26 protein-coding genes are annotated in these 26,851 nt (G+C 38.1%); 7 read left to right on the forward strand and 19 right to left on the reverse strand.

The features are described from left to right. Positions 1–13: 13 nt before the first annotated feature. Positions 14–1,102, reverse strand: coding sequence for a cytochrome c oxidase subunit II (coxB, locus tag AMS59_RS09160; RefSeq protein ID WP_053483427.1), 1,089 nt, complete (start codon positions 1,100–1,102; stop codon positions 14–16). A gap of 98 nt (positions 1,103–1,200) precedes the next feature. Continuing rightward, positions 1,201–2,118, reverse strand: a complete 918-nt coding sequence (gene cyoE / locus AMS59_RS09165; RefSeq protein ID WP_053483428.1) for a heme o synthase — start codon at positions 2,116–2,118, stop codon at positions 1,201–1,203. 336 nt (positions 2,119–2,454) lie between these two features. On the opposite strand from cyoE, the gene AMS59_RS09170 reads away from it, so the two are divergent. Further along, on the forward strand, positions 2,455–3,378 hold the full coding sequence (locus tag AMS59_RS09170) for a heme A synthase (RefSeq protein ID WP_053483429.1): 924 nt from the start codon (positions 2,455–2,457) through the stop codon (positions 3,376–3,378). 358 nt (positions 3,379–3,736) lie between these two features. Here the strand turns inward: AMS59_RS09170 and pyc are convergent, their stop codons facing one another. The 3 genes from pyc to AMS59_RS09185 are packed head-to-tail and all read right to left on the reverse strand — an operon-like array spanning position 3,737 to position 8,707. After that, entirely contained in the window at positions 3,737–7,171 is a 3,435-nt protein-coding gene (pyc, locus tag AMS59_RS09175) for a pyruvate carboxylase (protein WP_053483430.1), read from the reverse strand. A gap of 12 nt (positions 7,172–7,183) precedes the next feature. Next, complete coding sequence (locus tag AMS59_RS09180) at positions 7,184–8,365, reverse strand: FtsW/RodA/SpoVE family cell cycle protein (protein WP_053483431.1); 1,182 nt, start codon at positions 8,363–8,365, stop codon at positions 7,184–7,186. Between the two features lie 60 nt (positions 8,366–8,425). Then, positions 8,426–8,707: a YlaN family protein gene (locus AMS59_RS09185; RefSeq protein WP_053483432.1), complete on the reverse strand. Its 282-nt coding sequence runs from the start codon at positions 8,705–8,707 to the stop codon at positions 8,426–8,428. 182 nt (positions 8,708–8,889) lie between these two features. Between AMS59_RS09185 and AMS59_RS09190 the strand changes: the two genes are divergently transcribed. After that, a complete protein-coding gene (locus tag AMS59_RS09190) occupies positions 8,890–9,390 on the forward strand; it encodes a hypothetical protein (RefSeq protein ID WP_053483433.1) in 501 nt (166 codons plus the stop codon). Positions 9,391–9,401: 11 nt separating this feature from the next. After that, entirely contained in the window at positions 9,402–9,605 is a 204-nt protein-coding gene (locus AMS59_RS09195) for a YlaI family protein (RefSeq protein WP_053483434.1), read from the forward strand. 213 nt (positions 9,606–9,818) lie between these two features. On the opposite strand, the gene AMS59_RS09200 is transcribed toward AMS59_RS09195, so the two are convergent. The 5 genes from AMS59_RS09200 to typA form a co-directional block, all read right to left on the reverse strand. Further along, complete coding sequence (locus AMS59_RS09200) at positions 9,819–10,613, reverse strand: ABC transporter permease (protein ID WP_053483435.1); 795 nt, start codon at positions 10,611–10,613, stop codon at positions 9,819–9,821. Next, positions 10,606–11,373, reverse strand: coding sequence for an ABC transporter ATP-binding protein (locus AMS59_RS09205; RefSeq protein WP_053483436.1), 768 nt, complete (start codon positions 11,371–11,373; stop codon positions 10,606–10,608). Before AMS59_RS09205 ends, AMS59_RS09200 begins: the two co-directional genes overlap by 8 nt. A 1-nt stretch (position 11,374) precedes the next feature. Continuing rightward, positions 11,375–12,367, reverse strand: coding sequence for an ABC transporter substrate-binding protein (locus AMS59_RS09210; protein ID WP_053483437.1), 993 nt, complete (start codon positions 12,365–12,367; stop codon positions 11,375–11,377). Between the two features lie 264 nt (positions 12,368–12,631). Beyond that, on the reverse strand, positions 12,632–13,030 hold the full coding sequence (locus tag AMS59_RS09215) for a YlaH-like family protein (protein WP_082337438.1): 399 nt from the start codon (positions 13,028–13,030) through the stop codon (positions 12,632–12,634). Positions 13,031–13,060: 30 nt separating this feature from the next. After that, a complete protein-coding gene (typA, locus tag AMS59_RS09220; protein ID WP_053483439.1) occupies positions 13,061–14,905 on the reverse strand; it encodes a translational GTPase TypA in 1,845 nt (614 codons plus the stop codon). A 139-nt stretch (positions 14,906–15,044) separates the two neighbouring features. Here typA and AMS59_RS09225 point away from each other — a divergent pair, with 139 nt between their 5' ends. Further along, on the forward strand, positions 15,045–15,230 hold the full coding sequence (locus AMS59_RS09225; RefSeq protein ID WP_053483440.1) for a DUF5325 family protein: 186 nt from the start codon (positions 15,045–15,047) through the stop codon (positions 15,228–15,230). Positions 15,231–15,403: 173 nt separating this feature from the next. On the opposite strand, the gene AMS59_RS09230 is transcribed toward AMS59_RS09225, so the two are convergent. Together AMS59_RS09230 and AMS59_RS09235 are read right to left on the reverse strand one after the other, a co-directional pair. After that, positions 15,404–16,198, reverse strand: a complete 795-nt coding sequence (locus AMS59_RS09230; RefSeq protein ID WP_053483441.1) for an inositol monophosphatase family protein — start codon at positions 16,196–16,198, stop codon at positions 15,404–15,406. A 206-nt stretch (positions 16,199–16,404) separates the two neighbouring features. After that, entirely contained in the window at positions 16,405–16,602 is a 198-nt protein-coding gene (locus tag AMS59_RS09235) for a hypothetical protein (protein ID WP_053483442.1), read from the reverse strand. A 121-nt stretch (positions 16,603–16,723) separates the two neighbouring features. On the opposite strand from AMS59_RS09235, the gene AMS59_RS09240 reads away from it, so the two are divergent. Beyond that, positions 16,724–17,350, forward strand: coding sequence for a YktB family protein (locus AMS59_RS09240; protein WP_053483443.1), 627 nt, complete (start codon positions 16,724–16,726; stop codon positions 17,348–17,350). A gap of 312 nt (positions 17,351–17,662) precedes the next feature. Here the strand turns inward: AMS59_RS09240 and AMS59_RS09245 are convergent, their stop codons facing one another. Then, entirely contained in the window at positions 17,663–17,950 is a 288-nt protein-coding gene (locus AMS59_RS09245) for a UPF0223 family protein (protein ID WP_053483444.1), read from the reverse strand. Positions 17,951–17,970: 20 nt separating this feature from the next. Then, positions 17,971–18,930, reverse strand: a complete 960-nt coding sequence (locus tag AMS59_RS09250; RefSeq protein ID WP_053483445.1) for a nitronate monooxygenase family protein — start codon at positions 18,928–18,930, stop codon at positions 17,971–17,973. A gap of 150 nt (positions 18,931–19,080) precedes the next feature. Between AMS59_RS09250 and AMS59_RS09255 the strand changes: the two genes are divergently transcribed. Together AMS59_RS09255 and AMS59_RS09260 are read left to right on the forward strand one after the other, a co-directional pair. Continuing rightward, a complete protein-coding gene (locus AMS59_RS09255; RefSeq protein ID WP_053483446.1) occupies positions 19,081–20,550 on the forward strand; it encodes an aminotransferase class I/II-fold pyridoxal phosphate-dependent enzyme in 1,470 nt (489 codons plus the stop codon). Positions 20,551–20,918: 368 nt separating this feature from the next. After that, positions 20,919–21,176, forward strand: a complete 258-nt coding sequence (locus AMS59_RS09260) for a methyltransferase domain-containing protein (RefSeq protein ID WP_199777702.1) — start codon at positions 20,919–20,921, stop codon at positions 21,174–21,176. 586 nt (positions 21,177–21,762) lie between these two features. Here AMS59_RS09260 and AMS59_RS09265 read toward each other — a convergent pair. The 5 genes from AMS59_RS09265 to AMS59_RS09285 form a co-directional block, all read right to left on the reverse strand. Continuing rightward, positions 21,763–22,440: an LrgB family protein gene (locus AMS59_RS09265; RefSeq protein ID WP_053483448.1), complete on the reverse strand. Its 678-nt coding sequence runs from the start codon at positions 22,438–22,440 to the stop codon at positions 21,763–21,765. Then, positions 22,433–22,876, reverse strand: a complete 444-nt coding sequence (locus AMS59_RS09270; RefSeq protein ID WP_053483449.1) for a CidA/LrgA family protein — start codon at positions 22,874–22,876, stop codon at positions 22,433–22,435. The genes AMS59_RS09265 and AMS59_RS09270 overlap by 8 nt, the downstream gene beginning before the upstream one ends. Positions 22,877–23,087: 211 nt before the next feature. Then, complete coding sequence (locus tag AMS59_RS09275; protein WP_053483450.1) at positions 23,088–23,870, reverse strand: SDR family NAD(P)-dependent oxidoreductase; 783 nt, start codon at positions 23,868–23,870, stop codon at positions 23,088–23,090. 226 nt (positions 23,871–24,096) lie between these two features. Then, positions 24,097–25,512 carry a dihydrolipoyl dehydrogenase gene (lpdA, locus tag AMS59_RS09280; RefSeq protein WP_053483451.1) on the reverse strand — a complete coding sequence of 472 codons (1,416 nt, stop codon included), beginning with the start codon at positions 25,510–25,512 and terminating at the stop codon, positions 24,097–24,099. Between the two features lie 5 nt (positions 25,513–25,517). Then, positions 25,518–26,849, reverse strand: coding sequence for a dihydrolipoamide acetyltransferase family protein (locus AMS59_RS09285; protein ID WP_053483452.1), 1,332 nt, complete (start codon positions 26,847–26,849; stop codon positions 25,518–25,520). Positions 26,850–26,851 lie beyond the last annotated feature (2 nt).

Consider the following 26,851-nt stretch of genomic DNA (forward strand, 5'->3'; position numbering starts at 1 on the left):
ATAAAACTTAAAATTATTTCTCAACAGATAAGCTCATGATATAAGTGGCTAGAGCTTGAATTTCTTCGTCAGTTAAGTCGCCATAAATTGGTGCAGTACCATCTGGATTCATCATTAAGTTACCTGGTTTGAATTTTCCTGGATCCTTAATCCATGCTTTTAAGCTTTCTTCATTATGATCTAAGAAACCAGCAATACGGTTACGGTCACCTAATGTAGTTAAGTTAGGACCTTGTGAACCTGGACCGCTTGTACCAGATATAGCATGACAACCCATACAGCTCTTAGCAAATGTAGCTTCCCCAAGATCAGCTGAAGTTTTGTCTGGCATTTTTTTATCTGTTGCTTTCATTGAAGCTACCCATGCATCGAATGCATCTGGGCTCAATGCTTTAACTTTGAAGTCCATTAATGCATGTGAAGGACCACATAACTCAGCACATTTACCATAGAATACGCCGTCTTTAAGGTCTTTTGATTCTTTATCGAATTCTAGATAGAACTTGTTTAAGTTATCTACGTTCGTATCCATTTTACCGCCCACAGCAGGAATCCAGAATGAGTGCTTAACATCGGCAGCTTTTAAGTTAAAGTAAACCTTTTGACCTGTTGGTACAACTAATTCTTGTGCAGTTATAATACCTTGGTTAGGGTATTCAAACTCCCACCAATATAAATGTGCAGTTACATTTACTGTAAGTGCTGTTTTGTCACCGTTTTCGTCTACTTCGTCCATCGCAGCAACATCTGCAAATTTGTAAGTAGCCGTAACAACTGGTACAGCTAAGATTAATAATAAAATAATTGGGATAACTGTCCAAATTACTTCAAGAGTGTGACTTCCTTCTACTTGCTTAGGAATAACGTCTTCGCCAACTTTTGAACGGCGGAATTTTAAGAATGCAAGTAAATAGATAACGGATACTACTACTACAACTAACGTCATAATCCCAGTAGCTAGCATTAATAGATTGAATTGTTCTTTACCTACTTGACCAGATGGTTTCAGTGCAGAAATATAATCTTCACCACAACCAGAAAGGAAAACCATCATCACTGCTAGTAGTGAAAAAAGACGCCATTTTTTAAGCCCTTTCATCATAGCTTAATTAAACCCCTCTTTCTTTGTTGTATTTTCATGTGTACCTAGGAAATTAGTTCTGTCTATATGAATTCTTTAGGAAAAGAAAGAATTCCATTTTAGCTAAACAACGCAAAAATTATGATGGATACAAATAGTATGGTCATATGATTCAACGAATAGATAAACATTTTATTTGCCCATTTCATATCATCTTTTGTAGTAAAGCCTTTAACAGCTAGAATCAACCAGCCCAAGTTCAATGCAGTCGCAAGAATTAAGAAGCCAACCCCAAGCTCTGGTAAAAGGAATGGTAATGGTAATAATAAAAGAATCCATAATAACATTGAGTACTTTGTACGTTTAAATCCTTTTACTACAGGGAGCATTGGTATATTAGCTGCACGATATTCCTCAGTACGTTTCATAGCAAGTGCATAAAAATGCGGTGGTTGCCATGCAAACATGATAAGGAATAAGGCAAGTGCTCCAGGACCTAATGCAGGTTCAACAGCTGCAAACCCAATAACTGGTGGAATCGCCCCTGAAATACTTCCTACTACCGTGTTACTAACATGCTTCCTCTTTGACCACATTGAGTACAGAACGACATAAGCAAATATCCCTACTAGTCCCCACATGCCGGCCGCAAACGATGCCGCAAATAACAAAATTTCACCTACAATTAAAAATGAGAGGGCAATGGTCAATACGAAATTCGGCTTAAATCTACCTGTTACTGTCGGTCTACTCTTCGTTCTTTTCATGATTGGATCAATATCCTGATCAATAAAATTATTCATTGCGCCCGAGCCACCTATAATGAATGCCGCACCCAGCATGGTGAACAATATGACATCTAGCTCTTGCAAGAAGTGTCTACTAGTAAATTGAAATGCCAGCCACATCCCAGTAAACGTTGTGACAAGATTCGAGTTAACGATTCCAATTTTTATTAGTGCTAAGAAATCTTTTACAACAGATGTTGATGCTGGTCCACCATTTCTAGTAGCCGTCAGTGCACGACCGTTTGACATAATACCTCTCCTTTCATTTTTGTAAGCATATTCCGCTACCAATTACTATAGCGAAATTTGCGATTGATTTCTAGACATTAAGTGAAATTTAGATGAAGTTGTAAAAATTAGCTTTGTCTAGAAAAATAATTAAAAACAACATATCTATAGTAAAACATTTTCTAAAATGAATTGTGAAGGTTAGAGTACGAAATTATGAACAATTTGTGAAATGGAATCGACATCTAATACTCCCTACTCTTTACAAGTTGTTTTTTACCTGTATTTTCGATATCATCTAGTAGCAGAAACATTACTTTCATGTAATGTTCATAGATAAAGTAGGTGACTCATTTTATGCAACACAACAGGTATATGAAATGGTTTGCTGTTGCCGCTACAGTTGGAATGCTCCTTATTTTACTAGGCGGAGCACTTGTTACCAAAACAGATAGTGGCTTAGGCTGTGGTCGAAACTGGCCTGATTGCAATGGTTCTCTTATTCCAAAAGAGATTACACCAGCAGTCTTAATTGAATTTTCACATCGTCTTGTAACTGGGGTCGTATCTCTTTCAATTCTTGCGTTAACAGTTTGGACATGGCGTAAACTCGGTCATATTCGTGAAGTAAAATTATTAGGTTTCTTAGCGATGTTTTTCTTAATCGCACAAGCTCTTATTGGAGCAGCTCAAGTGTTGTGGGGACAAGGTGATTTCATACTAGCGCTCCACTTTGGGATTTCTCTTATTTCCTTTGCTGCTGTTCTCCTTCTTTCTATGATTGTATTTGAAGTCGATCGGAAATTTGATGCCGATAACGTTTTTATTGGAACAAAATTACGTTGGCATACGATTGCTGTCACAATTTATTCTTATTTAGTCGTTTATACAGGGGCGCTTGTTCGCCATACAGATTCTAGCTTAATATGTCCTGACTGGCCTTTTTGCTATAACGATACACCATTCGCAGCTTTTAATAATATGTATGAATGGGTGCAAATGGGACATCGCCTAGCTGTTCTTATCTTTTTCATTTGGATTGCATACATAACTTGGCACGCTGTAAAAGAATATAGACATCAACGTGTTATTTACTATGGCTGGATTATTGCCTTTGCGATAGTAATTTTACAAGTGATTGCTGGTATGCTAATAGTCCTAACTAAATTGAATTTAATAGTCGCATTACTTCATTCATTATTTATTTCAATTCTATTTGGTCTACTATGCTATATGGTAATGCTAGTTGCACGTAGCAATTATAATGAAAAAAACAAATAATAGTAGAAAAAGATTCGCTACAATTTTCAATGGCGAATCTTTTTTATTTTTTCAAACCCTTCTATTTTAATATGTTAAAAAATCGATAAGTTAATTATTGTAAAATAGTAAATTAATAGATTCAACACCATAAGTTAGCAATGTCATATGTTAAAACGTATACTATGTATATAAGTTGATTGGAGTGGAGGCTGAACGACTCTTTCGTGATCAACATCCTTTTACCCCAATTGGCTCATCGGACGCGCCCAGCCGGAACGGAAATCAACCCTACATTATGGTGAAGAGCCAATATAGCAAAATAAAAAAGGTTATTAGTATGCTATAAAAGCCATCTAATAACCTTCTTTTTTATCGATTATTCAATTTCAATTAACAAATCACCTGTTGAAATGGCGTCACCCGCACTAGCGTATACTTCTTTCACGACGCCGTCTTTCGGTGCTTGGACGGTTGTTTCCATTTTCATCGCTTCGGTAATTAATAAGTGATCCCCTCGTTTTACAGGGCTTCCTTTGGATACGACTACCTTTAAAACCGTACCTGGCATCGTTGCTCCAATTTGATTTGGGTTGCTTGGATCTGCTTTTAATGCCAGACTGCCATCTACTTCAACAGTCATATCTTGAATCACTAGTTCACGGGATTGACCGTTTAGTTCAAAATAAATAACACGCGTACCATCATGCTGTGGTTCGCCAATGGAAACAAGTTTAACAATCAGTGTTTTTCCTTTTTCAATCTCGACTTCGATTTCTTCGCCTAGTTTTAAGCCGTAAAGGAATGTTGGCGTATCTAATACCGAAATATTGCCGAAGGAGTTCACTGTTTTTACATACTCTTCAAACACTTTCGGATACAAAGCAAACGCTAGCACATCCTGCTTCGTCACGGGACGATTTAATTTTTCCTCTAGTATCGCCTCTAGTTGCTCAAAATTCACAGGCTCCAGTAGCTCGCCGGGACGTACCGTAATTGCTTCACGGTCCTTTAACACTACCTTTTGGAGTGCCTCTGGGAAGCCACCATGCGGTTGTCCTAAATAGCCTTGGAAGAACTCAATCACAGAATCTGGGAAGTCGATAGTTTGACCTCTTGTCAGTACAGAATTTTCATCTAAATCGTTTTGCACCATAAATAACGCCATATCCCCGACTACTTTCGAAGATGGGGTTACTTTGACAATATCGCCAAATAGAAGGTTTACGCGGGAATACATGTGCTTCACTTCTTCCCATCTGTCTCCAAGACCCACTGCTTTGGCTTGCTGCTGCAAGTTACTATATTGGCCTCCTGGCATCTCGTGGACATAAATTTCAGAATGTGGGCTTATCATGCCGCTTTCAAAATCCTTATAATACTTACGTACATCTTCCCAGTAGTATGATAACTTTTCGAGCGCATCGATATCGGCACGAACCTCACGCTTACTGCCCTTCATTGCATAGTACAGGGAGTTTGCACTTGGCTGCGACGTTAAACCTGCCATCGAACCGAGCGCCGTATCAATGATATCCACTCCTGCCTCGATCGCCTTGGCATATAAATAAATACCATTGCCACTTGTATCGTGCGTATGCAGATGGATTGGTAGACTTGTCGTCTCTTTTAACTCGGAAATTAAACGATACGCTGCTTCCGGCTTCAATAATCCAGCCATATCTTTTATCGCTAAAATATGGGCACCCGCTGCCTCTAGCTCCTTCGCCATTTCCTTGTAGTATTGAACTGAATATTTTGCTCTTGTTGCATCAAAAATATCTCCTGTGTAACAGATCGCAGCTTCAGCAATTTTACCAGATTGACGTGCAGCATCAATGGCTACTTCCATGCCTTTAAGCCAATTCAAGCTATCGAAAATACGGAAAACATCAATGCCTGATGCCGCTGATTCAGCGATAAACTCACGAATTAAATTGTCTGGGTAATTTGTGTAGCCAACTGCATTCGCACCGCGTAATAACATTTGGAATAGCACATTCGGTACTTGTTCACGTAACTTGGCAAGTCGCTCCCATGGATCTTCTTTTAAGAAACGATACGCCACATCAAACGTCGCGCCACCCCACATTTCGAGTGAGAAGAAATCATGCATCGTGCGCGCTGTTGCGTCTGCAATTTCGAACATATCCTGTGAACGTACACGTGTCGCAAGAAGTGATTGGTGCGCATCTCGGAAAGTTGTATCCGTTAATAGCACATCCTCTTGCTCTTGAATCCATTTCACAAGCCCGTCTGCTCCTTGGGCATCTAAAATTTGCTTTGTCCCTGCTGGAGGAATGATTAATTTATCGACTTTTGGGATGCTCGGCTGTACAAAAATTGGTTTCGCCTTCTGCTCTACTCCAGGGAAGCCATTTAGCGTCACATTACCAATATAACTTAAGAGCTTTGTCCCACGGTCCTTGCGCACAGGGAAAATAAATAGTTCAGGTGTTGTATCGATAAAGCTTGTATCAAATGCACCCGTTAAAAATTTCTCGTGTGTTACGACATTATTTAAAAATGGAATATTCGTTTTCACCCCACGAATACGGAACTCTTTTAAATTCCGATCCATTTTTGCTGCGGCTTCTTTAAACGTCATTCCTGTTGTTGAAATTTTCACCAGTAATGAATCATAGTACGGTGTTACTACAGCCCCTTGGAAGCCATTACCGGCATCTAAACGAACGCCGAAGCCTCCGCTTGAACGGTACACCATAAGCTTCCCTGTATCTGGCATAAAGTCATTAGCTGGGTCTTCCGTTGTGACACGTGCTTGAATCGCATAGCCGATCATTGGAACATCCGCCTGTTGTGGAATGTGGATTTCCTCACTATGCAGACCGTAACCTGCTGCCACTTTAATTTGGGCGTGCACAATATCAACACCCGTAATCATTTCAGTAATCGTATGCTCTACTTGAATACGAGGGTTGACTTCGATGAAATAAAAATCATCGCCAGCAACTAAAAATTCTACTGTCCCTGCATTTATGTATGAGACATTGTTCATTAATTGAACCGCCGCATCGCAAATTCGACTTCTTAAATCTTCCGAAATCGAATTAGATGGTGCGATTTCAACAACCTTTTGATGACGACGTTGAATCGAGCAATCACGTTCATATAGATGAATGATATTGCCCTGTTGATCGCCAATAATTTGGACTTCTATATGCTTCGGCTTAATAATGGCCTTTTCTACATACACCTCATCAGAGCCAAATGCTGCCTTCGCCTCTGATTTTGCACGTTCATAGGAGGAAGCTAACTCCTCTTCTGTATGAACAAGACGCATTCCACGACCACCGCCGCCTAGTGCTGCCTTAATCATAATTGGATAGTTATGTGCGCTAGCAAAAGCCTTTACCTCTGCTAAATTAGCTACCGGACCATCTGTACCAGGAATAACAGGAATACCTGCAGCAATTGCTTGTTCACGCGCCTTCACCTTGTCTCCAAACATATCTAAATGCTGGGAAGTCGGCCCAATGAAGACAATCCCCTCTTCTTCACATCGACGTGCAAATTCTACGTTTTCCGATAAAAAACCATAACCCGGATGAATCGCATCAACATTAGCATCCTTGGCAATCCTAATAATGCCCTCAATATCTAAATAAGCATCAATTGGTTTTTTGCCAGCTCCCACTAAATAGGCCTCATCTGCTTTAAAGCGATGGAACGACCCGCTGTCCTCCCGCGAATAAATGGCCACAGTTTGGATATTCAATTCCGTACATGCACGGAAAATACGAATTGCAATTTCTCCTCGGTTGGCTACGAGAATTTTTTTGATTGATTCCATGGATATCCCCCTTTATGATTGTGTCTTTCTCCTTTCTATCTTTTCAAACATAGAAACATTGATCAATATTCCCATCGCTAAAGATAGAATAATTATAGATGTCCCGCCATAGCTAATAAAAGGTAACGTTACACCGGTTAACGGGATTAACCCAGTTACACCCCCAAGATTAATGAACGTTTGCCAGCCTATCCAGCTCGCAATACCAGCCGCAATCATACGTGCTAGCGGATCTTTCGTGCGTAATGCAAGCGAAAATCCTTTATATACAATAAATCCTAAACCACCTAAAACGATAAGAACTCCCCAAATTCCTAGTTCCTCCATAATAATCGCCATAATAAAATCGGTTTGTGGTTCAGGCAAATACCCCAATTTTTGAATCGACTGACCGAGACCTCTTCCCTCTAAACCGCCTCCGCCAATGGCATAATAACTATTAACAACCTGGTGACCACTACCACTTTCATAATTAAACGGGTTCATGTATGATTTAATACGGCCCATACGGTTATCCGTTAACATATCCCCTTTAAACAAAAATAGTATACCAAGGATAATTCCACCAAACGCGCCCAACACCCCAAAAAACTTCCAAAATGTTTTAAATGGTATGCCACTCGCTGCTACAACACTAACAGCAATTCCACAAAGAATAATACTTGCTCCCAAATCGGTTTCAAATGCTACACAAGCAACAACAAAAATCCAGAGTAATATAGGATAAAATATTTCTGTCGGTTGTAGCTTTTCAAGCGTATATTTCTGTCCTTTCCGATAAAAAGCTGCAGCAAAATATAAAATTATAAATAGCTTCGCATATTCAGAAGGCTGAAAGTTCCCAAAACCAGGGACGTGAATCCAACTTTTAGACCCTATTCCTACTTGACCACCATTACCAGCAACTTTTACCCAAGTAAAAAGGACAACTAGCACAGCTGTCATTAACAACATAACTTTTTTATTCGCATAATGCTTATACGGGAAAAATGCCGCTACTAAAAACCCAAGAAAAGCTACAATCAAATTGATTACTTGCTTCTGATAATAGTTATCTGGTTCAAATCCTTTTTGAATCGCTACCATCATACTTGAACTATAAATCATTACTAACCCAAATAAGCTTAATAATAGAACAGTAAAAAATAATGGATAATCAAAATTTTGTGCATAACGTTTTAAGTATTGTTTCATCGGAAAACCTCATTCTAGAAAAAAAACTCAAATCGCAAATTGCGTTTGAGTTTTTTCTTTTTATTTGTCTGTATACGCGTCATGTAGTACAGAAAGTTCTTTCTCGAGTGAATCGAGAATTTCTTTGCCTTTTTCGCGATCAATGAGTCCAAGCTTCACAGCAAAGTCAATTTCACGTGAAAGGCCGAACATTTGTGTATCTAATACTTCTTCATATAAAGGGCATTGTGGCATTGTTAAATGATCCATTTGTACTCGAATGAGGCGAGCAATTTTATCTGCATCAGCAACTAAAAGCTCCAAAGCCTTCTCTTGAAAAGAAGTTTGTGATTTAGTATCCATGAGGACGCCCCCATTATCTGATATTTCTTCGATTCTATCTTAATAAAGTTTATCTTTTAGTCGTTAAAAATGCAAGTGTCTACATTGGAAAATAGAGAAATCGAATTATATTTCTTTATTATATCTAGTCATTAGCGTTATACTATTTCATGGATATACAAGATTTGAGGAGGATTTCTATTATGGAAACAATAATTCCTATCAAGGGCGCAGTTACATTCCAACTAACATTAGATCCCACTGTTTGGATTTTCGATGATCGTAAATTAGATTTAAAAACATACTTCGATGCAAAAGAAGTTGAGGAAGATTCGGATATTAAATATATGCGTGAAGTAGGTGCTCACTGGTCACGTGAGATTATGGAAGGAGCTACTTTCCCACCAACATTGAAATCAGAACGAAAATTTGACCGCAAAGGGATGGAAACAGGTACTTTCGGGATCGAATTAAGTCCCTTCTTGAAAAATGCTGAAATTAAACCTGAAGCAACAACAATTGTCATTGAATGTGAAGATGGCAAAGAATATCCATTTACAATCGAAGAAGCTCATACATTAATTTTAAAGTATAGCCAAGATGGCAAGCCATTACTAGAAGATGGTCCTGTTCATGTGCTATTTAGAGACGGTTCAAATGTAGACAACCCTATCAAAAATATATTAGCTATTCGTGCTGAATAGGAGGGAAAGCAATGCGCGTAAAATGCGTTATTTGCGATACAATTAACAATTTAGATGATAATTTACCGTTAGCAAAAAAATTACGCAATCGACCAATTCATACGTATATGTGTGGTACATGCCATGATCGTATTGAAGAAAATACTGTTGCACGCATTGAAACAGGAAATTTCCGTTTTTATCGTACTTCACCACAAATGGATAAAGAATTTTAATAGCAACTAAAGGAGGTGACTCATCATTTGAGACACCTCCTTTATCGTTCAGGCTACTCACCATGATTTATCGGAACAAAATCTCATTTTATCGGAAAAATTTTAGCTTTTATCGGAATAATATCTCGTTTTATCGGAACAATTTCAGTTTTTATCGGAATATTATCAACTTGAAGGAGGTGACTCATTGTTTGAGACACCTCCTTTAACCGTCTAGCCATTATTTTTTACAATCGCCTTCTCAATCAATTCGACAACCTGATACATAATCGTCGCAAAAAAGGCGATGATGAGAAGTGACATAAGCACAAGATTAAAATTAAACACCTGAAAGCCATAAATAATTAAATAACCAAGCCCTTTGGAGGCAACTAAAAATTCACCAACTATGACACCTACCCAAGAAAGACCTACATTTACTTTCAAAGTAGAAATAATCGTTGGAAATGAAGCGGGTAAAATAACTTCTCTAAATATTTGCCATCTGGTTGCCCCAAAAGTTTGTAATACTTTGCTGTAGTTTGGGTCCACCCCTTTGAAAGCTGTATACACTACGATAGTTGTAATAATGATTGAAATCAACGCACCCATCGCTACAATAGAAAAATAACCAGGACCAAGTGCGACTATTAATATGGGTCCTAAAGCAACTTTCGGCATGGCGTTTAAGATAACTAAATATGGATCTAGTATTTTTGATAGCATCGGTGACCACCATAATACTATTGCTATTAATGTACCTATTAGTGTTCCTGCAATAAAGCCAATTATCGTTTCCATTAAAGTAACACCAACGTGAAGTGTTAACGTACCATCACTCACTTTTTCTACTAATGTGTGCCATACATTCGTTGGTGAACTAAATATTAATCGGTCAATCCATCCAAATCTCGAAAGAAGCTCCCACCCACAAAAAAATACGAGTAAGATGATCAGCTGATATAATCGCACATAGCGTTTTTCTTTTTTTAACATTTGCTGATACTGTTTAAATAATGTATTATCCAAGACTCTCCAGCTCCTTCCAAATAGTTTGGAATATATCTGAATATGCTGGATGTTGTCGAACATCAAAAGGTGAAAGCTCTTGTAACTCTGAAGGTATTTCAAACACTCTATGCAATGTACCTGGATTTGCAGAGAATAGAAATACCCGTTCACTCATCGCAATCGCTTCACCAATATCATGTGTCACAAGAACTGCCGTTTTTCGATAGGCCTTTAACGTTTCAACAACCAAATCCTCAAGTTTTAATTTAGACTGATAATCAAGTGCCGAAAACGGTTCATCTAGCAATAAAATTTTAGGGTCCACTGCTAAAGTTCTTGCCAGTGCAACCCGTTGACGCATGCCACCTGATAACTCTCTCGGATAGTTGTTCCCTACATGCGGTAAACCAATTTCTCGCAAAAGTGCATGTGCAGTTACTTTATGAGTTTTAGTGCTTCGCTCCATGATTTTCAGACCTATAGTGACATTTTCTTCGATGGTTTTCCAAGGAAATAAATAATCTTGCTGAAGCATGTAGCCTATGAGAGACTGATTGTGTGTTGAAATTTCCTCACCATCAATGTATACCTTGCCTTCTGTAGACGAAAATAAGCCTGCAATAATTGATAATAACGTCGTTTTCCCACATCCGCTCGGTCCTATAAAAGATACAAACTCACCTTCACGAATATCTAAACTAATATCACGTAAAACTTCCTTTGCCTGCGTATTCGAAAAATAGCTATGGTGAATATTTTCTACTTTTAAAAATTCCATATTACTCAGTTGCCTTTTTAGCAAAGGTTGTATTCACAAGCTTTTCATAATCCACCCGTTGAGGAAGTTCACCTGCTTCCTCCATAATCGTTTGCAAATTATCCCATTCTCCCTTATTCAAAATAGGATCTGTAGCATAGGAACCCTGTGATTTATAATGCTCTACCACAGTTTCAATTAATCCAACATCTACATTTTCAAAGTATGGCTGAATAATTTTCGCTATTTCGGCCGGACTCGCTTTTTGCACAAAATCCTGTGCTCGTTTCAATGCATTTGTAAAGCCTTGAACTGTCTTCGCTTTGTCCTTTAAATAACTGCTCTTCGCCATAAACGATGTATAAGGTAATTGCCCAGATTCAGTACCAAACGACGCGACAATATAGCCCTTACCTTCTTTCTCAAGCATGCTCGCTGTTGGTTCAAATAGCTGTACATAGTCCCCTGTTCCAGAAGCAAAGGCTGTAGAAATATTAGCAAAATCAATGTTTTGAATGAGCTTTAAATCATTAGCAGGGTTAATGCCATGCTTTTTCAGGACAAACTCACCTGCCATTTGTGGCATTCCACCTTTACGTTGCCCTAAAAATGTAGAGCCTTTTAACTGATCCCACGAAAAATTATCCATCTTTTTTCGCGCAACTAAAAATGTGCCATCTGTTTGTGTTAACTGCGCAAAATTTTGAATAGGGTCATTTGCGCCTTGTAGTGTTACATAGATAGATGTTTCCGATCCAACTAAGGCGATATCAATTCCATCAGAAAGTAACGCCGTCATTGTCTTATCGCCACCTGCAATTGTTTGTAGCTCAACGGAAAGCCCTTCATCCATGAAATATCCTTTTTCAAGTGCTACATACTGGGGCGCATAGAAAATTGAGCGCGTCACTTCTCCAACTTTGACTTTTTCAAGCTCCGTTTTATTACACGCTGTCAAAGAAAGGAGTAACAAAGCAACAACACTAAATAGTAAACCTTTTTTAAGCCAACGCATTCCATTTCCTCCTTGATTGATGAATATAAGCCTATCGACATTAACTTATTCATATCGGAAGATTTCGGTGCCTAACTTTTAAAATTGTTCTACCACAAGTGTTGGTTTGACGCTGTATCTGTCACATTAACTCTTCTTTCCGTCACTTTTACTAGCACAATGTGAAGCTTGTCAGGCATTTATCACCTTCTTTTTAAAGAAAGAAACAAAAAAACAGCCTTAGCTATTCAAAGCTAAGACTGTTTCTATTAAGGTAAAGTTATTTCACTGATTAGCAGCTTGTTGCTCTTCTCTTTTTTCACGCCATAAACGTGTTTTATAGATGATCAAAATTAATGCCGCTACAATAAGACCTTCAACCATAGGAAGATATAACGCAAAAAATGTTAATAAAGTACATCCTAAGAACAGGAAAATATAAATAACAATATTTTGTGCTAGTTTTAATTTCTTTGCAAAGCCTAGTTTATAAACAAGTGCAGAGAGCAAAAACACTAGAGCAAACAGAACATAACCTGCCATTTCTTTGGTAGGTAAGTTTTCATATAAAAAACGCGTAATCCCTGCCATTTTTTCATAGGCATCTGCTGTTTCTTCTGCATTTGTCTGTGCAGCAACTTGAATAAAATTCAGTTGACCCAATAAAGCGGACTTAATAGCCAAGACTCCTCTTCCTTTCATGGAAGCAAAAAATTATTTGTCAGCGTTTTTTAATTTTTTCGCTGCTTTCTCACGTTCGTTTTTGTCTAGAATTTGTTTACGAAGGCGAATAGATTCTGGCGTGATTTCTAGGTACTCATCATCAGTTAAAAATTCTAATGCTTCTTCTAGTGTTAATAAACGCGGCTTTTTAATTACATTTGTCGCATCTTTTGTCGCAGAACGAACATTCGTTTTTTGCTTCATTTTTGTAATGTTTACAGTGATATCATTATCACGTGTATTTTCACCAACAATCATACCTTCATAAATTTCAGTACCTGGTTCTACAAATAGTGTACCACGGTCCTCTACTTGCATCATACCATAAGTTGTCGATTTACCAGTTTCCATTGACACAAGTACACCTTGGTGACGACCACCGATACGACCTGGAATATATGGTTGGTAGCAATCGAAAGTATGGTTGATAATACCGAAACCTTTAGTCATTGACATGAATTCAGTTGTATAACCAATTAAACCACGTGCAGGTACTAAGAATGTTAAACGAACTTGGCCATTACCATTGTTCACCATATCTAACATTTCACCTTTACGAGTACCAATTGATTCGATAATTGAACCAACATTTTCTTCTGGAACGTCAATTTGTACACGCTCAAATGGCTCACATTTTACGCCATCAACTTCACGAATGATTACTTGTGGTTTTGATACTTGTAGCTCAAAGCCTTCACGACGCATATTTTCAATAAGGATAGATAAGTGAAGCTCTCCGCGACCAGAAACAGTCCAAGCATCTGGAGAATCTGTATCTTCAACGCGTAAAGAAACGTCGGTTTGAAGTTGAGAACGTAAGCGCTCCTCTACTTTACGTGCTGTTACAAATTTACCTTCACGACCTGCGAATGGTGAATTGTTTACTAAGAAAGTCATTTGTAAAGTCGGTTCATCAATGCGTAACGGTGTTAAAGCTTCTTGGTGTTCAACAGGACACACAGTTTCACCAACGTTGATGTCTTCCATACCTGAAACGGCAATTAAATCACCAGCTTTTGCTGATTGGATTTCTTCACGTTTTAAGCCGAAGAAGCCAAAGATTTTTGTAACACGGAATTGTTTTACAGTTCCATCTAATTTCATAAGTGCTACTTGTTGACCTACTTCGATTGTACCGCGGAATACACGACCGATACCGATACGACCTACGTAATCATTATAGTCAAGTAAAGCTACTTGGAATTGTAATGGGTCAGCTGAATTGTCAACTGGTGCTGGAATAGCTTCGATTACTTTTTCAAATAGACATTGCATGTTTTCTTCTTGTTTCGCTGGATCTGCATCAAGTGAAGCAGTACCATTTACCCCAGAAGCATAAACAACAGGGAAGTCTAATTGATCGTCATCGGCACCAAGCTCGATGAATAATTCTAATACTTCATCTACTACTTCTAGTGGACGAGCTGAGTCCTTATCTACTTTATTAACAACCACAATTGGTGTTAATTTTTGTTCTAACGCTTTTTTCAGTACGAAGCGTGTTTGCGGCATACAACCTTCATACGCATCGACAACTAGTAAAACGCCATCTACCATTTTTAAAATACGTTCTACCTCACCACCAAAGTCGGCGTGTCCAGGCGTATCAAGGATGTTGATACGAGTTCCGTTATAATTTACTGCAGTATTTTTCGCTAAAATTGTAATACCACGTTCACGTTCAATATCATTAGAGTCCATTGCACGTTCTTCAACATGTTCGTTTGAACGGAATGTACCCGATTGTTTTAATAATTGGTCGACTAAAGTAGTTTTACCATGGTCAACGTGTGCGATAATTGCGATATTGCGAAGATCTTGACGTAAGTTTGTCATTATTCCACTCCATATTCTTTTTTCGAATGTTTAACTGTGATATTATAGCACAAGAAGGATAGAAATGTCCTTATTAGAATTTACATCGTTCTAAAAAAATATATTTCCATTATAAATTTTTAATATAGGAGGCTCGGCTATGAATCGTGCAAAATTCGTAATGGCCATTTATGCATTAGCAGCTGTTTTAGCAATGTGTTCTATTGGATATTCAGTGGCAGTTGGTAGTGTATTTGGTATAATAGCAGGCATTGTGGCTACTTGTGTCATTTTCATGACAGCCTTTAAAATGAAACGTAAACTGCGTGAGCAAGGATTACTTTAATAGTAAGTAGAGGCTGGGACAAAAGGATTTTAGCCAATGATAAACCCGAACTATATCACGAAACGCTTATTCTGTGTTTTGTAATAGTTCGGGTTTTCTGTTTATATTCTTTGTTAATTTAAAAATTATCCGTCTTTCATAAAGGACAAATTAGTTATGTCCCAGCCTCTTTATTATTCATAAGGCACAAGATATTTTTCTAATAACTCTTTGTGTATAGAAGGATTGGCAATGATAAACGTATCCTGATGCAGGAAATCAAAGCCCTCTCCATGTAAATTAGTGGTGATGGCGCCAACTTCCTTAGCGATAATAGTACCTCCAGCAATATCCCATGGCGATAGTCGCATCGATACATAAGCATCTAATTTACCACTGACAACAAACGCTATTTCCATTGCGGCTGAACCATATGACCGCGTTCCACGTATTTTCCGAACCATTTCAATTACTTTTTCATGGTGAATATGTCGATTTGGTGCTACCCAGTGTGCGTTTATACCAATGACCGATTCCTCTATTTTGACTGACTGCAATTTACGTAATGGTGAGTCATTGTACCATGCCCCTTCGCCTGCAATCGCATAAAATAAATCTTCACGCATTACATCAAATATGTAACCAAGCTTGCCTACCCCATTAATGAAAATACCGATAGAAATCATAAAATGACGATGTTGTTTCACAAAATTCATCGTGCCGTCGATTGGATCAATAATCCATACAACACCTTCTAACGACTCTACTTTCTCTCCCATTCCCTCTTCCCCTAAAATTTTGTGAGTTGGATCGAAACCTCGTATTTTTTCGATAAAAAATAATTCTGTTTCACGGTCAATATTTGTGACAAGGTCATTGGCACTTGATTTTGTCTCAATAACTAGATTGTACGAAAAGGCCTCTCGAATACGACTTCCTGCTTCAAATATAATACTTTTCGCAAATTGATCAATTTGTTGTAAATCCATAAAAACCCACCCTTCGATTATAAGAAAAGGCCCTATACTTTTAGCCTACTTAAAATACTTTTTTGTTAATAAGTAGCACATAATTCTTCCCTGAAAATATTACTTTCCATTATGATATATTGTCTATTTTACCCTTTATAGCAATAAAAATCACCTGCTGTCGGAATATTCAGCAAGTGATTTTTCAAATCGGTATAAAATTTTTATTACGCATAGGCGTGCAAGCTTTCAAGTTCCAGTTGAATTTCAGCTAAACGTTTTTTACTTTTTTCAATTTCAAGCTCATTTTTTTCATTCATTGCCGAGAATAGCGAGGCTAATTCATAATCTAATTCTAATTGTAAAATGTGTTCATATTGCTTTTCAATGTCGACTTTACGTATAATTTTTACGATTGGTTTCATAAAAATCACTTCCTTTTTTTATTTTTTCAAAACGTATCACATTCGATAAAGTGCTTGTTATAAGATTTTTTCCCATTTTCCTTATAAAATAAACCTTATAAATCGAAAGGAGTTAATAAAAATGCCGAAAATAAAGTGGACTAACAAAGATTTCAATGTTTTTCAAATAGACGGTTTAGAACAAAGAATGGATGCATTAAATGTATGTGTACGACCAAAATTCCAATTGCTTGGAGAGGATTTTTCTTCCTTCTTTTCAAGTCATCTTGGAGAAGAATTTTTTCCTCATGTTGCGAAGCATGCGCGTAGAACAGTAAATCCCCCAAATGACAGTTGGGTAGCCTTCGCTCCGTACAAAAGAGGTTATAAATCATTACCTCACTTTCAGATTGGTCTTTGGAGCACACATTTATTCATCGTCTTAGCTATTATTTATGAAGCTCCACAAAAAAATGTGATGGCAGAACGTTTAATTGCTAACAAAGCAATGCTACAGCAGCTTCCTGATGATTTCATTGTCTCTGGGGATCACATGTCTCCAGCAGCAATCTCCATGCAAGATGCAAAGGAAGACAAGCTAGATGAATTACTTATCCGTTTACGTGATGTTAAAAAAGGAGAGTTTTTAGTAGGTCGACATATTCCAAAAGACCAAGCAGTTAAGCTATCAGCTAGTCAACTTCATCAATTAACGGAAGAAACTTTTAGCCGTTTACTCCCTATTTATAACATCATTGTTGGAAAATAAAGTTTGACGGATTACGCTTCAAGCATTGTGGCATAATAACTAAAACAATTTTCAATGACAAAACCTTATATTTATATATTGTGGAAAATTTTCGTTATTATCCCTATCAAATGATAAAAATTTGTTGCGGATTGGGGGTTTGAGGAAATTATAAATTTTTTCTTTGCTTTTCGAAAAAAGCCTGGAAAAATGTTTAATTTTATATAAATCGATGTTTATGTAGTATATGAAATACGCTTATTTTTAACACAGAGATAGTGTAATCTATCAGATAAAAAAATGTGGACGTGAGAAATACTCACGTCCACTTTTTTATCGACGTTGCTTTGGTGCAACTTTAATAATCGTGCCATCAGTTGCTTCTTTTGTTTGTTTCACAACAGGGTAACTGACATAGCCACTTGCTTCTTCAAATTCACGGAAAATCGTTTTTTCCTCGGCCTGTGAAGGAACAATTTCTTTAAAACGACGATATTTCGCCATCATTACTTCACGCTTAATGCCTTTTTCATAAGCTTTTTCAATTCCTTCAAAAAATTGGACAACATCAACAATTTCCTCAGTTGACCAATCAGTAGAAAACGGATAAGAGTATTCCATTGGACATAACCACCTTTATGTTACTGACACCATTTTACCCGGATACTTTCTGCTTCTGCAAGCATTCGAGTGATCAGCTCCTCGACTGTTGGGATATCATGAATCATTCCTGTAACTTGTCCAGCCCAGCCAATCCCTTCATCTTTTTCGCCATCATAAATAAAACGTTTATTTGCTTTCCCGCTAATATAATCTTTTAAGGCCTCATACGTAGGTGTAGTACGCTCAATTTCTAAAATCTTTTCCGTAAATTCACTGCTCAACGCTCTTGCTGGTGCACCTATAGAGCGTTTTATAACAGTCGTATCTGCCTCGGTGCTTGCGATTAAGGCTTCTTTATAAGCCTCAGAAGCATCAACACATTCCTTTGTCGCAATAAAACGAGTACCCATTTCAATTCCCTCTGCTCCTAATGCAAGAGCTGCCATCCAGCCACGGCCATCACCAATCCCACCGGAGGCAATAACAGGTATTTTCACACTATCCACAACCTGTGGCACAAGCACCATCGTCCCTATATCATCGCGTCCAAGATGACCTCCGCCCTCTTGTCCAACGACCATAACAGCATCTGCACCTAGTTCTTCCGCCTTTTGAGCTTGTCTACGTGCAGCAACAAGAACTAATTTTTTAGTATCCGTTCCTTCCAAAATATCAAAAATAGGTGCAGGATTCCCGCCAGTCATTGTAACAACTGGTACCTTTTCTTCCACCGCAACGCGCACCATATCCTCATAACCAGTGCCATACATACCAATTGCAAAATTTACGCCAAACGGTTTATCCGTTAATGTTCGTACTTTATGAATCTCTGCGCGCAATAAGCCAGGATCTCGTAAACTCATTGCAGTTATTTGCCCTAGCCCCCCAGCATTCGACACCGCTGCTGCTAAATCAGCATATGCTAAATAGGCTAACCCTCCTTGAATAATTGGGTATTTAATATTTAAGAGATTTGTCACACGTGTATTCCAATTCATAGTATCTCCCCTTTCCTACGATACTAATTTCTCGAAATTGTCCGAAAATCCTTTTATTTTTATTTTTTCTGTAAAGTCTTTTTTTTCATACAATTAGGTGCTATAATTCATTTGTTTTCTTGAATATTAAAAAGTGAGGTGGTACCTTCGTTGTCACAATTAGAGACTCCATTGTTCGACGTATTACTTAAACATCGAAATAGACATCCAATTCAGTTCCATATTCCGGGCCATAAGAAAGGTCACGGTATGGATCCTGCATTTCGAGAATTCGTCGGCGACAACGTTTTGTCAATTGATTTAATTAATATTGCTCCACTAGACGATTTACATTCACCAAAGGGCGCCATTAAAGAAGCACAAGCACTTGCTGCCAAAGCCTTTGGTGCTGATCATACATTCTTTTCCGTTCAAGGGACTAGTGGCGCTATCATGACGATGATTCTGACCATCGTCGGTCCAGGTGATAAGATTCTAGTACCGCGGAATGTTCATAAATCCATTATGTCGGCGATTGTTTTCGCTGGTGCAATCCCGATTTTCATTCATCCTGAAGTAGATAGTGAATACGGTATTTCTCATGGAATTTCACCTGAAGCTGTTGAAAAAGCTTTAAATGCTTATCCAGATACAAAGGCAGTTCTTGTCATTAATCCAACGTACTTCGGCTTCTCAGCTGACTTAAAGCGTATTGTCGAAATAGTCCATAGCCGCAATATTCCGGTAGTTGTCGACGAAGCACATGGTGTACACATTAAATTTCATGATGATCTTCCTTACTCCGCAATGGAAGCTGGGGCTGATATGGCAGCAACAAGCGTACATAAGCTTGGTGGTTCTATGACTCAAACGTCTATTTTAAATGTTCGTGAAGGGCTTGTTTCTGCCAAACGTGTACAAGCTGTCCTGTCGATGCTAACGACGACATCGACATCTTACCCATTACTTGCTTCCCTTGACACAGCACGACGTCAGCTAGCAATCCATGGTTATGATTTAATTGGTGATGCACTTCGCTTGGCAAAGGATGCTCGTAAACGCATTAACCTAATTCCACATTTAAAATGTGCTGGTAAAGAAAAGTTAAATTCATCAGCAACTTATGATATGGATCCTTTAAAGCTACTAATAAGTGTTAAAGATTTAGGCATTTCTGGTCATCAAGCTGAAGAATGGCTTCGTCACAATGCAAATATTGAAGTAGAATTATCGGATCTCTACAATATTTTATGTTTAGTGACATTAGCTGATACGAAAAAGGAAATTAATCTCCTCATCAATGCCCTTAGTCGTATGTCAAAAGCATTCGATTCAGAGGCTGCTATTATTGAAACAGTAGTCAATGTACCGGGAATTCCTGCTCTTGCCATGTCACCACGTGATGCATTTTATGCAGATACTGAAGTTGTTCCTCTTGCAGAAGCGGATAATTGTATTTGTGCAGAATTCGTTATGGTATATCCCCCAGGTATTCCGATTTTTATTCCCGGGGAAATAATTACTCAAGAAAATATTCGTTATATTCAAATGAATATTGAAGCTGGTTTACCTGTTCAAGGACCAGAAGATACAACATTAAAAACGATTCGCGTCATCAAAGAACGCAAACCTATTATTTAATGAAAAAGCTACCTCAAAGAGAGGTAGCTTTTTGTTGATTAATAATAAAACCAAGTAGAAAGCATACCAAATATAGGAAAAACAAGCCACCAATGCCTTCACAAAAAATCCCCAACAGTTTTATGAATAGACTTTTCCGATTGTGATGAAATAATACTGGATTATTACACTTTATTCTAGAAGTGATCATTTGCTAGTTCACAATAGTTACTTTCATAAACTAAGCAAAAAATTCGATTCTAGATCATACTTTATGTGGTGGAAAGAACACATGGGATCAACGATTTAAAACGGCAGAATATGTTTATAGCGAGCAACCAAATGCATTTATAGAAGACTATGTACATTATTTGAAAGATTATCCGAATGTGGCTACATACGCAGAAGGTGAAGGTCGAAATGCGGTATTTTTAGCTATACAGGGACATATTGTAACTGCCTTTGATTATGCCGAAAGCGGTCTTGAAAAAACCGAACAGCTGGCAGAAAAACATAATGTTACAGTTCAGACAAAGCTTATTGACTTACTGCAAGATGAACTACCAGTAGAAATGTTTGATGCTGCTATTATGGTGTTTGGACATTTTCCAGTTGAACAGCAACAAGAAGTTTTAAGCGGATTGTAAATTCTGTAAAATCTAGCGGTCGTATTATGATGGAACTTTATTCAATTTATCAACCACCTTACACCTCGGGTGGCCCAAGACAGCTTGATTTTTTTATATGATCCATCAGATGTTCTAAAATAGTGTCAACCTTATAAAATTATTAGATGTGTTGATTAACCATTTTTATACATCCAAAGAGGCTGATTTCCGCTACGGGCTACTCGCTTTCCTGCGGGCGAGCGTCGAGCCGCTTCGCTCCGTGCAGGGTCTCGGGCCAACACGATGTTGGTCACGAAGGCGTTATCACAGGATGTGATGGTTTTAGCCTTCGTTCCTCTATCGCTTTCCCGCGGGAGTCGAGTAGCCCTACGCTACAATCAGTTAAAATGGAAATATATTGGCAAAGTGGTAACGAAAAAAATCCTTTTATCGCTCAATAATAAACTTATTTTTCCCTAATCAACACGCCTGTGAAATTATCCATTTTTTCACAGGTGAACAAGTTCGAAATAAAGGTATGCTCCTCACTGGACTTGCTCATACCATTCAAATTATTTTCGAAAAAAGTTAAAAAACTATATACAGATTTCTGTATATAGTTTTTTTACAAAAATAAATAAACAAAAAGCGGACATAAAAATGCGCCTATAATTGCAGTTAAGGCCATAGATAACGAACCTACAGATAATTCTTGTTCTCCGTATTCTCTTAATTTCACAAGTCCAACGCCATGTGAAGCACTACCTATTGCAACACCTCTACTAACGGCAGAGTCAATTTTGCCGTATTTAATAACTAACGGTCCAATAATAGCACCTACAAACCCTGCCAGCATTACAAGCACAGCTGTTAATGGTGGAATGCCGCCAATTGTCTCACTTACCTGCATACCTACAGGGGTCGTTAATGATTTAGGCAAGGCCGTCAATAGCCAGCTTTTATTGACACCAATCCATTTCAGCATAACAAATATTGTCACTAAGCCCGTAATCATTGCGATAAAAATACCAGACAAAATAGCATACTTATACTTCATAATGATCTCACGCTGATTATATAGAGGATAAGCAAGGGCTACAACTGCTGGACCTAGCATTTTTTGAAGCCATTTCCCTCCCTCCATATAAGTAGAATATGGAATATTAAAGACTAATAACACGACTGCACTGACAATCGTTGTTGTCACGAGCGGAATCATTAAAGGATGTGGGTAACGTTGATAAAGTTTTGTAAATAACACGAACAAGACAACAGTGCCAACGACAACAATAATTTCAATCAACAGTTAATTTCCCCTCCCCTTCTTTTACAATGACTTCTGGTTCTTTTTTAGCCAGCTCTTTTTTCTCAACCATTTGACTAAGTAATCCTGTAACATAAATAGCGATGAGCGTGCTTGCTATAACGGCTAGCATAATCAATAGACCAGTTGTTGAAAAAAGTTCAGGGTAGTCAATCACTCCTACTGTTGCAGGAATGAAAAACAAGGTTAATACGCCAATTAAAAAGCCTGCACCATCTTGAATATATTCTACTTTAATTATTTTAAAATTGAGTGCTAGTGCTAATAATAGTAATCCAATTACACTTCCTGGAAGAGGTACGTGTAGTAAAGCTACAATACCGACGCCCATATAATAAAAAATATTGAGTATCCCAATCTGGACAATAATACGAACAACTCTCTTTAACATCGCAGCAAAATTTTCGTTCAACATTTCGCCACATTTCACCCCCTATTACGTTTATTCTACATCTGTAGGAATTTTCTGTCTATTATAATTTCAGGAAAACAATAGAAAAAAAGGCTAACTCCAAAACACACTTTGAGCCACCCTTTTTCTATCCATAACATAAAGAGGTTGTCTAAAACTGATCAACATTCATTTTTTTAGATACCACTAAATATTTTTTCTCAAAAAATATTAACTATAATGCATGTCCTGAACCGCCATCAATATTTACAGAAGTTCCTGTCACATAACTAGCTGCATCTGATACTAAAAAAGTAATGACATTTGCTGCTTCTTGAGTATCCCCTACGCGCCCAAGTGGAATCGCTTGACCTACCTTGCGGGAATAATTTTCCCACGAAAGCTCTGGTGCTTCTTCTTTCCACTTCTTCTCTATTTGATCACTACGAATAAGCCCAATACAAACAGAATTCACACGAATATTATCTTTACCTAAGTCTTTGCTCATAGCTTTTGTTAACGCAAGCCCTGCCGCACGACTTACTGTAGTAGGAAGTGAGCTTGCTGGTGGCGTTTTAGCCATTACTGCTGTCACATTAACAATTGCACCACCACCAACCTTACGTAAATGAGGTACAGCATATTTTGAGCAATTAACAGCACCAAACACTTTTAAATCTAAATCAGCCTGCCATAGCTCACTACTAACCGATTCAAATGGATTAGCTGAGGCTGTACCTGCATTATTAATAAGAATATCAAGGCGACCAAAATGCTCTACTGCTCGTTCAATTAAGTACTTACAATCCTTTTCCTTAGTAATATCAGTCGGTACAATTAAAACGTCCTCGCCTGTTTCGTTTTTAATACAGCCAGCGGCCACTTGAAGCTGTTTTTCACCACGAGCACAAAGTACAACCTTCGCGCCCTCTTTCACAAGCTGCATCGCTGTATAATAACCAATTCCCTTACTTGAACCTGTAATAACCGCTACTTTCCCCTTTAAGCCTAGTTCCATTGTTATCACCTCAGTTTTTTGTTCAACTTCTCTTTTTTCATAAATATCGTTATCATTTTCAGATATCTAGCAGTCAATAAGTCTATCCGGCATTTAATAGATTTCCAACCGAACTATATTTTTTCGAATATTCATTCGATATATTTACTTTATCAAAATTACAAGTAATATACAAAAAAACGGCTACAAAGCAAATGCATGCTTTATAGCCGTTTTCATGAAACTATTATTTTTTAGCTACAATATGGATTGGGTTGCCAAGTAATACTTCAGCAGCTTCCATTGTAATTTCACCTAATGTTGGGTGAGCATGAATTGTTAACGCGATATCTTCAGCAGTCATACCGCCTTCAATTGCTAAGCCCATTTCAGCGATCATATCTGATGCACCAGCACCCACGATTTGAGCACCGATTAATAAGCCATCTTCTTTACGCGCAACAAGCTTCACGAAACCTTCTGTTTGGTTTAATGCAAGTGCACGACCATTTGCTGCGAATGGGAATTTCGCTGCAGTGTATTCAATGCCTTCAGCTTTCGCTTCATCTTCGTTATAACCAACTGTTGCCATTTCTGGATCTGTGAAGCATACAGCAGGAATAGCTAAATAATCAACGATTGATTTTTCACCAGCGATTGCTTCAGCAGCAACTTTACCTTCGTAAGATGCTTTATGAGCAAGCTGAGGACCAGCTACAATATCACCAATTGCATAGATGTTTGGAATATTTGTACGGCATTGTTTGTCAACATTGATAAGACCACGTTCACCGAATTCAACACCGATTTCAGCAAGGCCCATTTCATCTGTATTTGGACGACGACCTACAGTTACTAATACATAGTCAGCTTCAACTTTTTTCTCTTCTCCGCCAACTTCATATGTTACTACTACGCCGTTTTCTGTTTCTTCAACGCCTTTTGCAGATGCGTTTACTTCCATTTCAACGCCTTTCTTTTTAAGGCCTTTTTTCACGATTTGTGTCATTTGTTTTTCGAAACCAGCTAAGATATCTTTTCCGCCTTCGATAATTGTTACTTGCGAGCCAAGGTTAGCATAAGCTGAGCCTAACTCTGTACCAATATAGCCTCCACCGATAACGACTAATTTACCTGGTACTTCTTGTAAAGAAAGTGCGCCAGTAGAATTTAATACGCGATCAGAGAATTTAAATGTTGGAATTTCAACTGGGCGAGAACCCGTTGCGATAATTACATTGTTAAATGTGTAAGTTTGAGCAGATTCACCATTGATGATACGCACTGAATGAGCGTCAACGAAATAAGCTTCACCTTGTACAATTTCAACTTTATTACCTTTAAGTAAGCCTTCAACACCGCCAGTTAATTTTTTAACAACGCTGTCTTTAAATGCTTGTGCTTTTGAGAAGTCTAATTTCACATCAGAAGCGATGATACCCATGTCATCTGAATGTTTAGCATGCTCAAAACGGTGACCTACTGAAATTAATGCTTTTGATGGGATACAACCTACGTTTAAGCACACACCACCAAGTACATTTTTTTCAACGATTGTTACTTTTTGGCCAGTTTGAGCTGCACGAATTGCTGCTACATATCCTCCAGGACCTGAACCAATGACAAGAGTATCTGTTTCGATTGGAAAATCTCCTACTACCATTTTTGTTACGCCTCCATTAATAATAATTCTGGTTCACTTAACAAACGCTTTAAGTGATTTAAAGCATTTTGTGCAGTGGCTCCATCGATCATACGATGATCAAAGCTCAATGATAATGCTAACACAGGTGCGGCTACAATTTCACCATTTTTTATTACAGGTTTTTCTGAAATTCGACCAATACCTAAAATCGCTACTTCAGGATGATTAATTACCGGAGTAAACCATTGTCCTCCTGCAGAGCCGATATTCGTAATCGACATCGAAGCGCCCTTCATTTCATGTGGTGCTAGCTTTCCTTCACGTGCTTTAGTCGCTAATTCATTAATCTCGTTTGATACTGCAAAAACAGATTTACGATCCGCATGCTTAATAACTGGTACTAGCAAGCCTTTTTCTGTATCTGCTGCAATACCAATATTGTAATAATGCTTCTGAATAATTTCTTGTGTTGCATCATCTAATGAGCGGTTAAATTCTGGGAATTCGCGTAACGTTGAAATAAGCGCTTTAACTACGTATGGTAAGTACGTTAATTTGACACCTTTTTCAGCAGCGATATCTTTGAATTTTTTGCGATGTGCTACTAAAGCTGTTACATCGACTTCATCCATTAGTGTAACATGTGGAGCCGTTTGTTTCGAGTGAACCATCGCTTTTGCAATCGCTTTTCGAATACCAGACATTTTCTCACGTGTTTCTGGGAATTCACCTTCAAGGACTACTGGTGCTGCTTGTGCAGCTGCTTCTTGAGCAGCTTCTTCATTAGCTACTGGTGCTACTTCAGCCTCTTCAGCGCCTCCACCTTTTAGGAAATTCTCAATATCTTGTTTTAAAATACGACCATTTTTGCCTGTACCTTTAACTTCACGAATATTCACATCACTGTCTCGTGCAAATTTACGTACGGAAGGCATTGCAATGATACGCTTATTATCTTCAACTACAACTTCAGTCTTTTCAGGAGATTTCTCTGGAGCCTGCTCATCTTTAACAGGTGCCTTTTCTACTTTCTGACCATCCTCAGCTGTCGCTTGAACTTGTGCCTCTGTTTTTGCTTCAGCATGGTCATCACCTTTTAGCTTTAAGTCTTCATAGCCAGGTGCATCAAAACGGATTAAGACATCACCAACAACTGCTACTGTGCCTTCTCCTACTAAAACTTCCTCTACTTTCCCTTCAACCGGAGAAGGGATCTCTACCACTGCTTTGTCATTTTGTACTTCACAAAGAATATCATCTTCTTTTACTGTATCTCCAGCTTTAACGAACCATTTCACGATTTCGCCTTCGTGAATACCCTCGCCTATATCTGGTAATCTAAATTCAAATGCCATGT

Source organism: Lysinibacillus sp. FJAT-14745, assembly GCF_001275675.1.
Lineage (GTDB): Bacteria > Bacillota > Bacilli > Bacillales_A > Planococcaceae > Lysinibacillus.

Coding starts and splice junctions, on each gene's coding strand:
- AMS59_RS09180 (WP_053483431.1), bottom strand. CDS start 8,365: ATGAAACAATACTTAAAACGTTATGCACAAAATTTTGATTATCCATTA.
- AMS59_RS09235 (WP_053483442.1), bottom strand. CDS start 16,602: ATGAAACCAATCGTAAAAATTATACGTAAAGTCGACATTGAAAAGCAA.
- AMS59_RS09230 (WP_053483441.1), bottom strand. CDS start 16,198: ATGGATTTACAACAAATTGATCAATTTGCGAAAAGTATTATATTTGAA.
- AMS59_RS09270 (WP_053483449.1), bottom strand. CDS start 22,876: ATGTTGAACGAAAATTTTGCTGCGATGTTAAAGAGAGTTGTTCGTATT.
- AMS59_RS09185 (WP_053483432.1), bottom strand. CDS start 8,707: ATGGATACTAAATCACAAACTTCTTTTCAAGAGAAGGCTTTGGAGCTT.
- AMS59_RS09225 (WP_053483440.1), top strand. CDS start 15,045: ATGAATCGTGCAAAATTCGTAATGGCCATTTATGCATTAGCAGCTGTT.
- pyc (WP_053483430.1), bottom strand. CDS start 7,171: ATGGAATCAATCAAAAAAATTCTCGTAGCCAACCGAGGAGAAATTGCA.
- AMS59_RS09190 (WP_053483433.1), top strand. CDS start 8,890: ATGGAAACAATAATTCCTATCAAGGGCGCAGTTACATTCCAACTAACA.
- typA (WP_053483439.1), bottom strand. CDS start 14,905: ATGACAAACTTACGTCAAGATCTTCGCAATATCGCAATTATCGCACAC.
- AMS59_RS09195 (WP_053483434.1), top strand. CDS start 9,402: ATGCGCGTAAAATGCGTTATTTGCGATACAATTAACAATTTAGATGAT.
- coxB (WP_053483427.1), bottom strand. CDS start 1,102: ATGATGAAAGGGCTTAAAAAATGGCGTCTTTTTTCACTACTAGCAGTG.
- AMS59_RS09285 (WP_053483452.1), bottom strand. CDS start 26,849: ATGGCATTTGAATTTAGATTACCAGATATAGGCGAGGGTATTCACGAA.
- AMS59_RS09205 (WP_053483436.1), bottom strand. CDS start 11,373: ATGGAATTTTTAAAAGTAGAAAATATTCACCATAGCTATTTTTCGAAT.
- lpdA (WP_053483451.1), bottom strand. CDS start 25,512: ATGGTAGTAGGAGATTTTCCAATCGAAACAGATACTCTTGTCATTGGT.
- AMS59_RS09245 (WP_053483444.1), bottom strand. CDS start 17,950: ATGGAATACTCTTATCCGTTTTCTACTGATTGGTCAACTGAGGAAATT.
- cyoE (WP_053483428.1), bottom strand. CDS start 2,118: ATGTCAAACGGTCGTGCACTGACGGCTACTAGAAATGGTGGACCAGCA.
- AMS59_RS09170 (WP_053483429.1), top strand. CDS start 2,455: ATGCAACACAACAGGTATATGAAATGGTTTGCTGTTGCCGCTACAGTT.
- AMS59_RS09250 (WP_053483445.1), bottom strand. CDS start 18,930: ATGAATTGGAATACACGTGTGACAAATCTCTTAAATATTAAATACCCA.
- AMS59_RS09275 (WP_053483450.1), bottom strand. CDS start 23,870: ATGGAACTAGGCTTAAAGGGGAAAGTAGCGGTTATTACAGGTTCAAGT.
- AMS59_RS09240 (WP_053483443.1), top strand. CDS start 16,724: ATGCCGAAAATAAAGTGGACTAACAAAGATTTCAATGTTTTTCAAATA.
- AMS59_RS09210 (WP_053483437.1), bottom strand. CDS start 12,367: ATGCGTTGGCTTAAAAAAGGTTTACTATTTAGTGTTGTTGCTTTGTTA.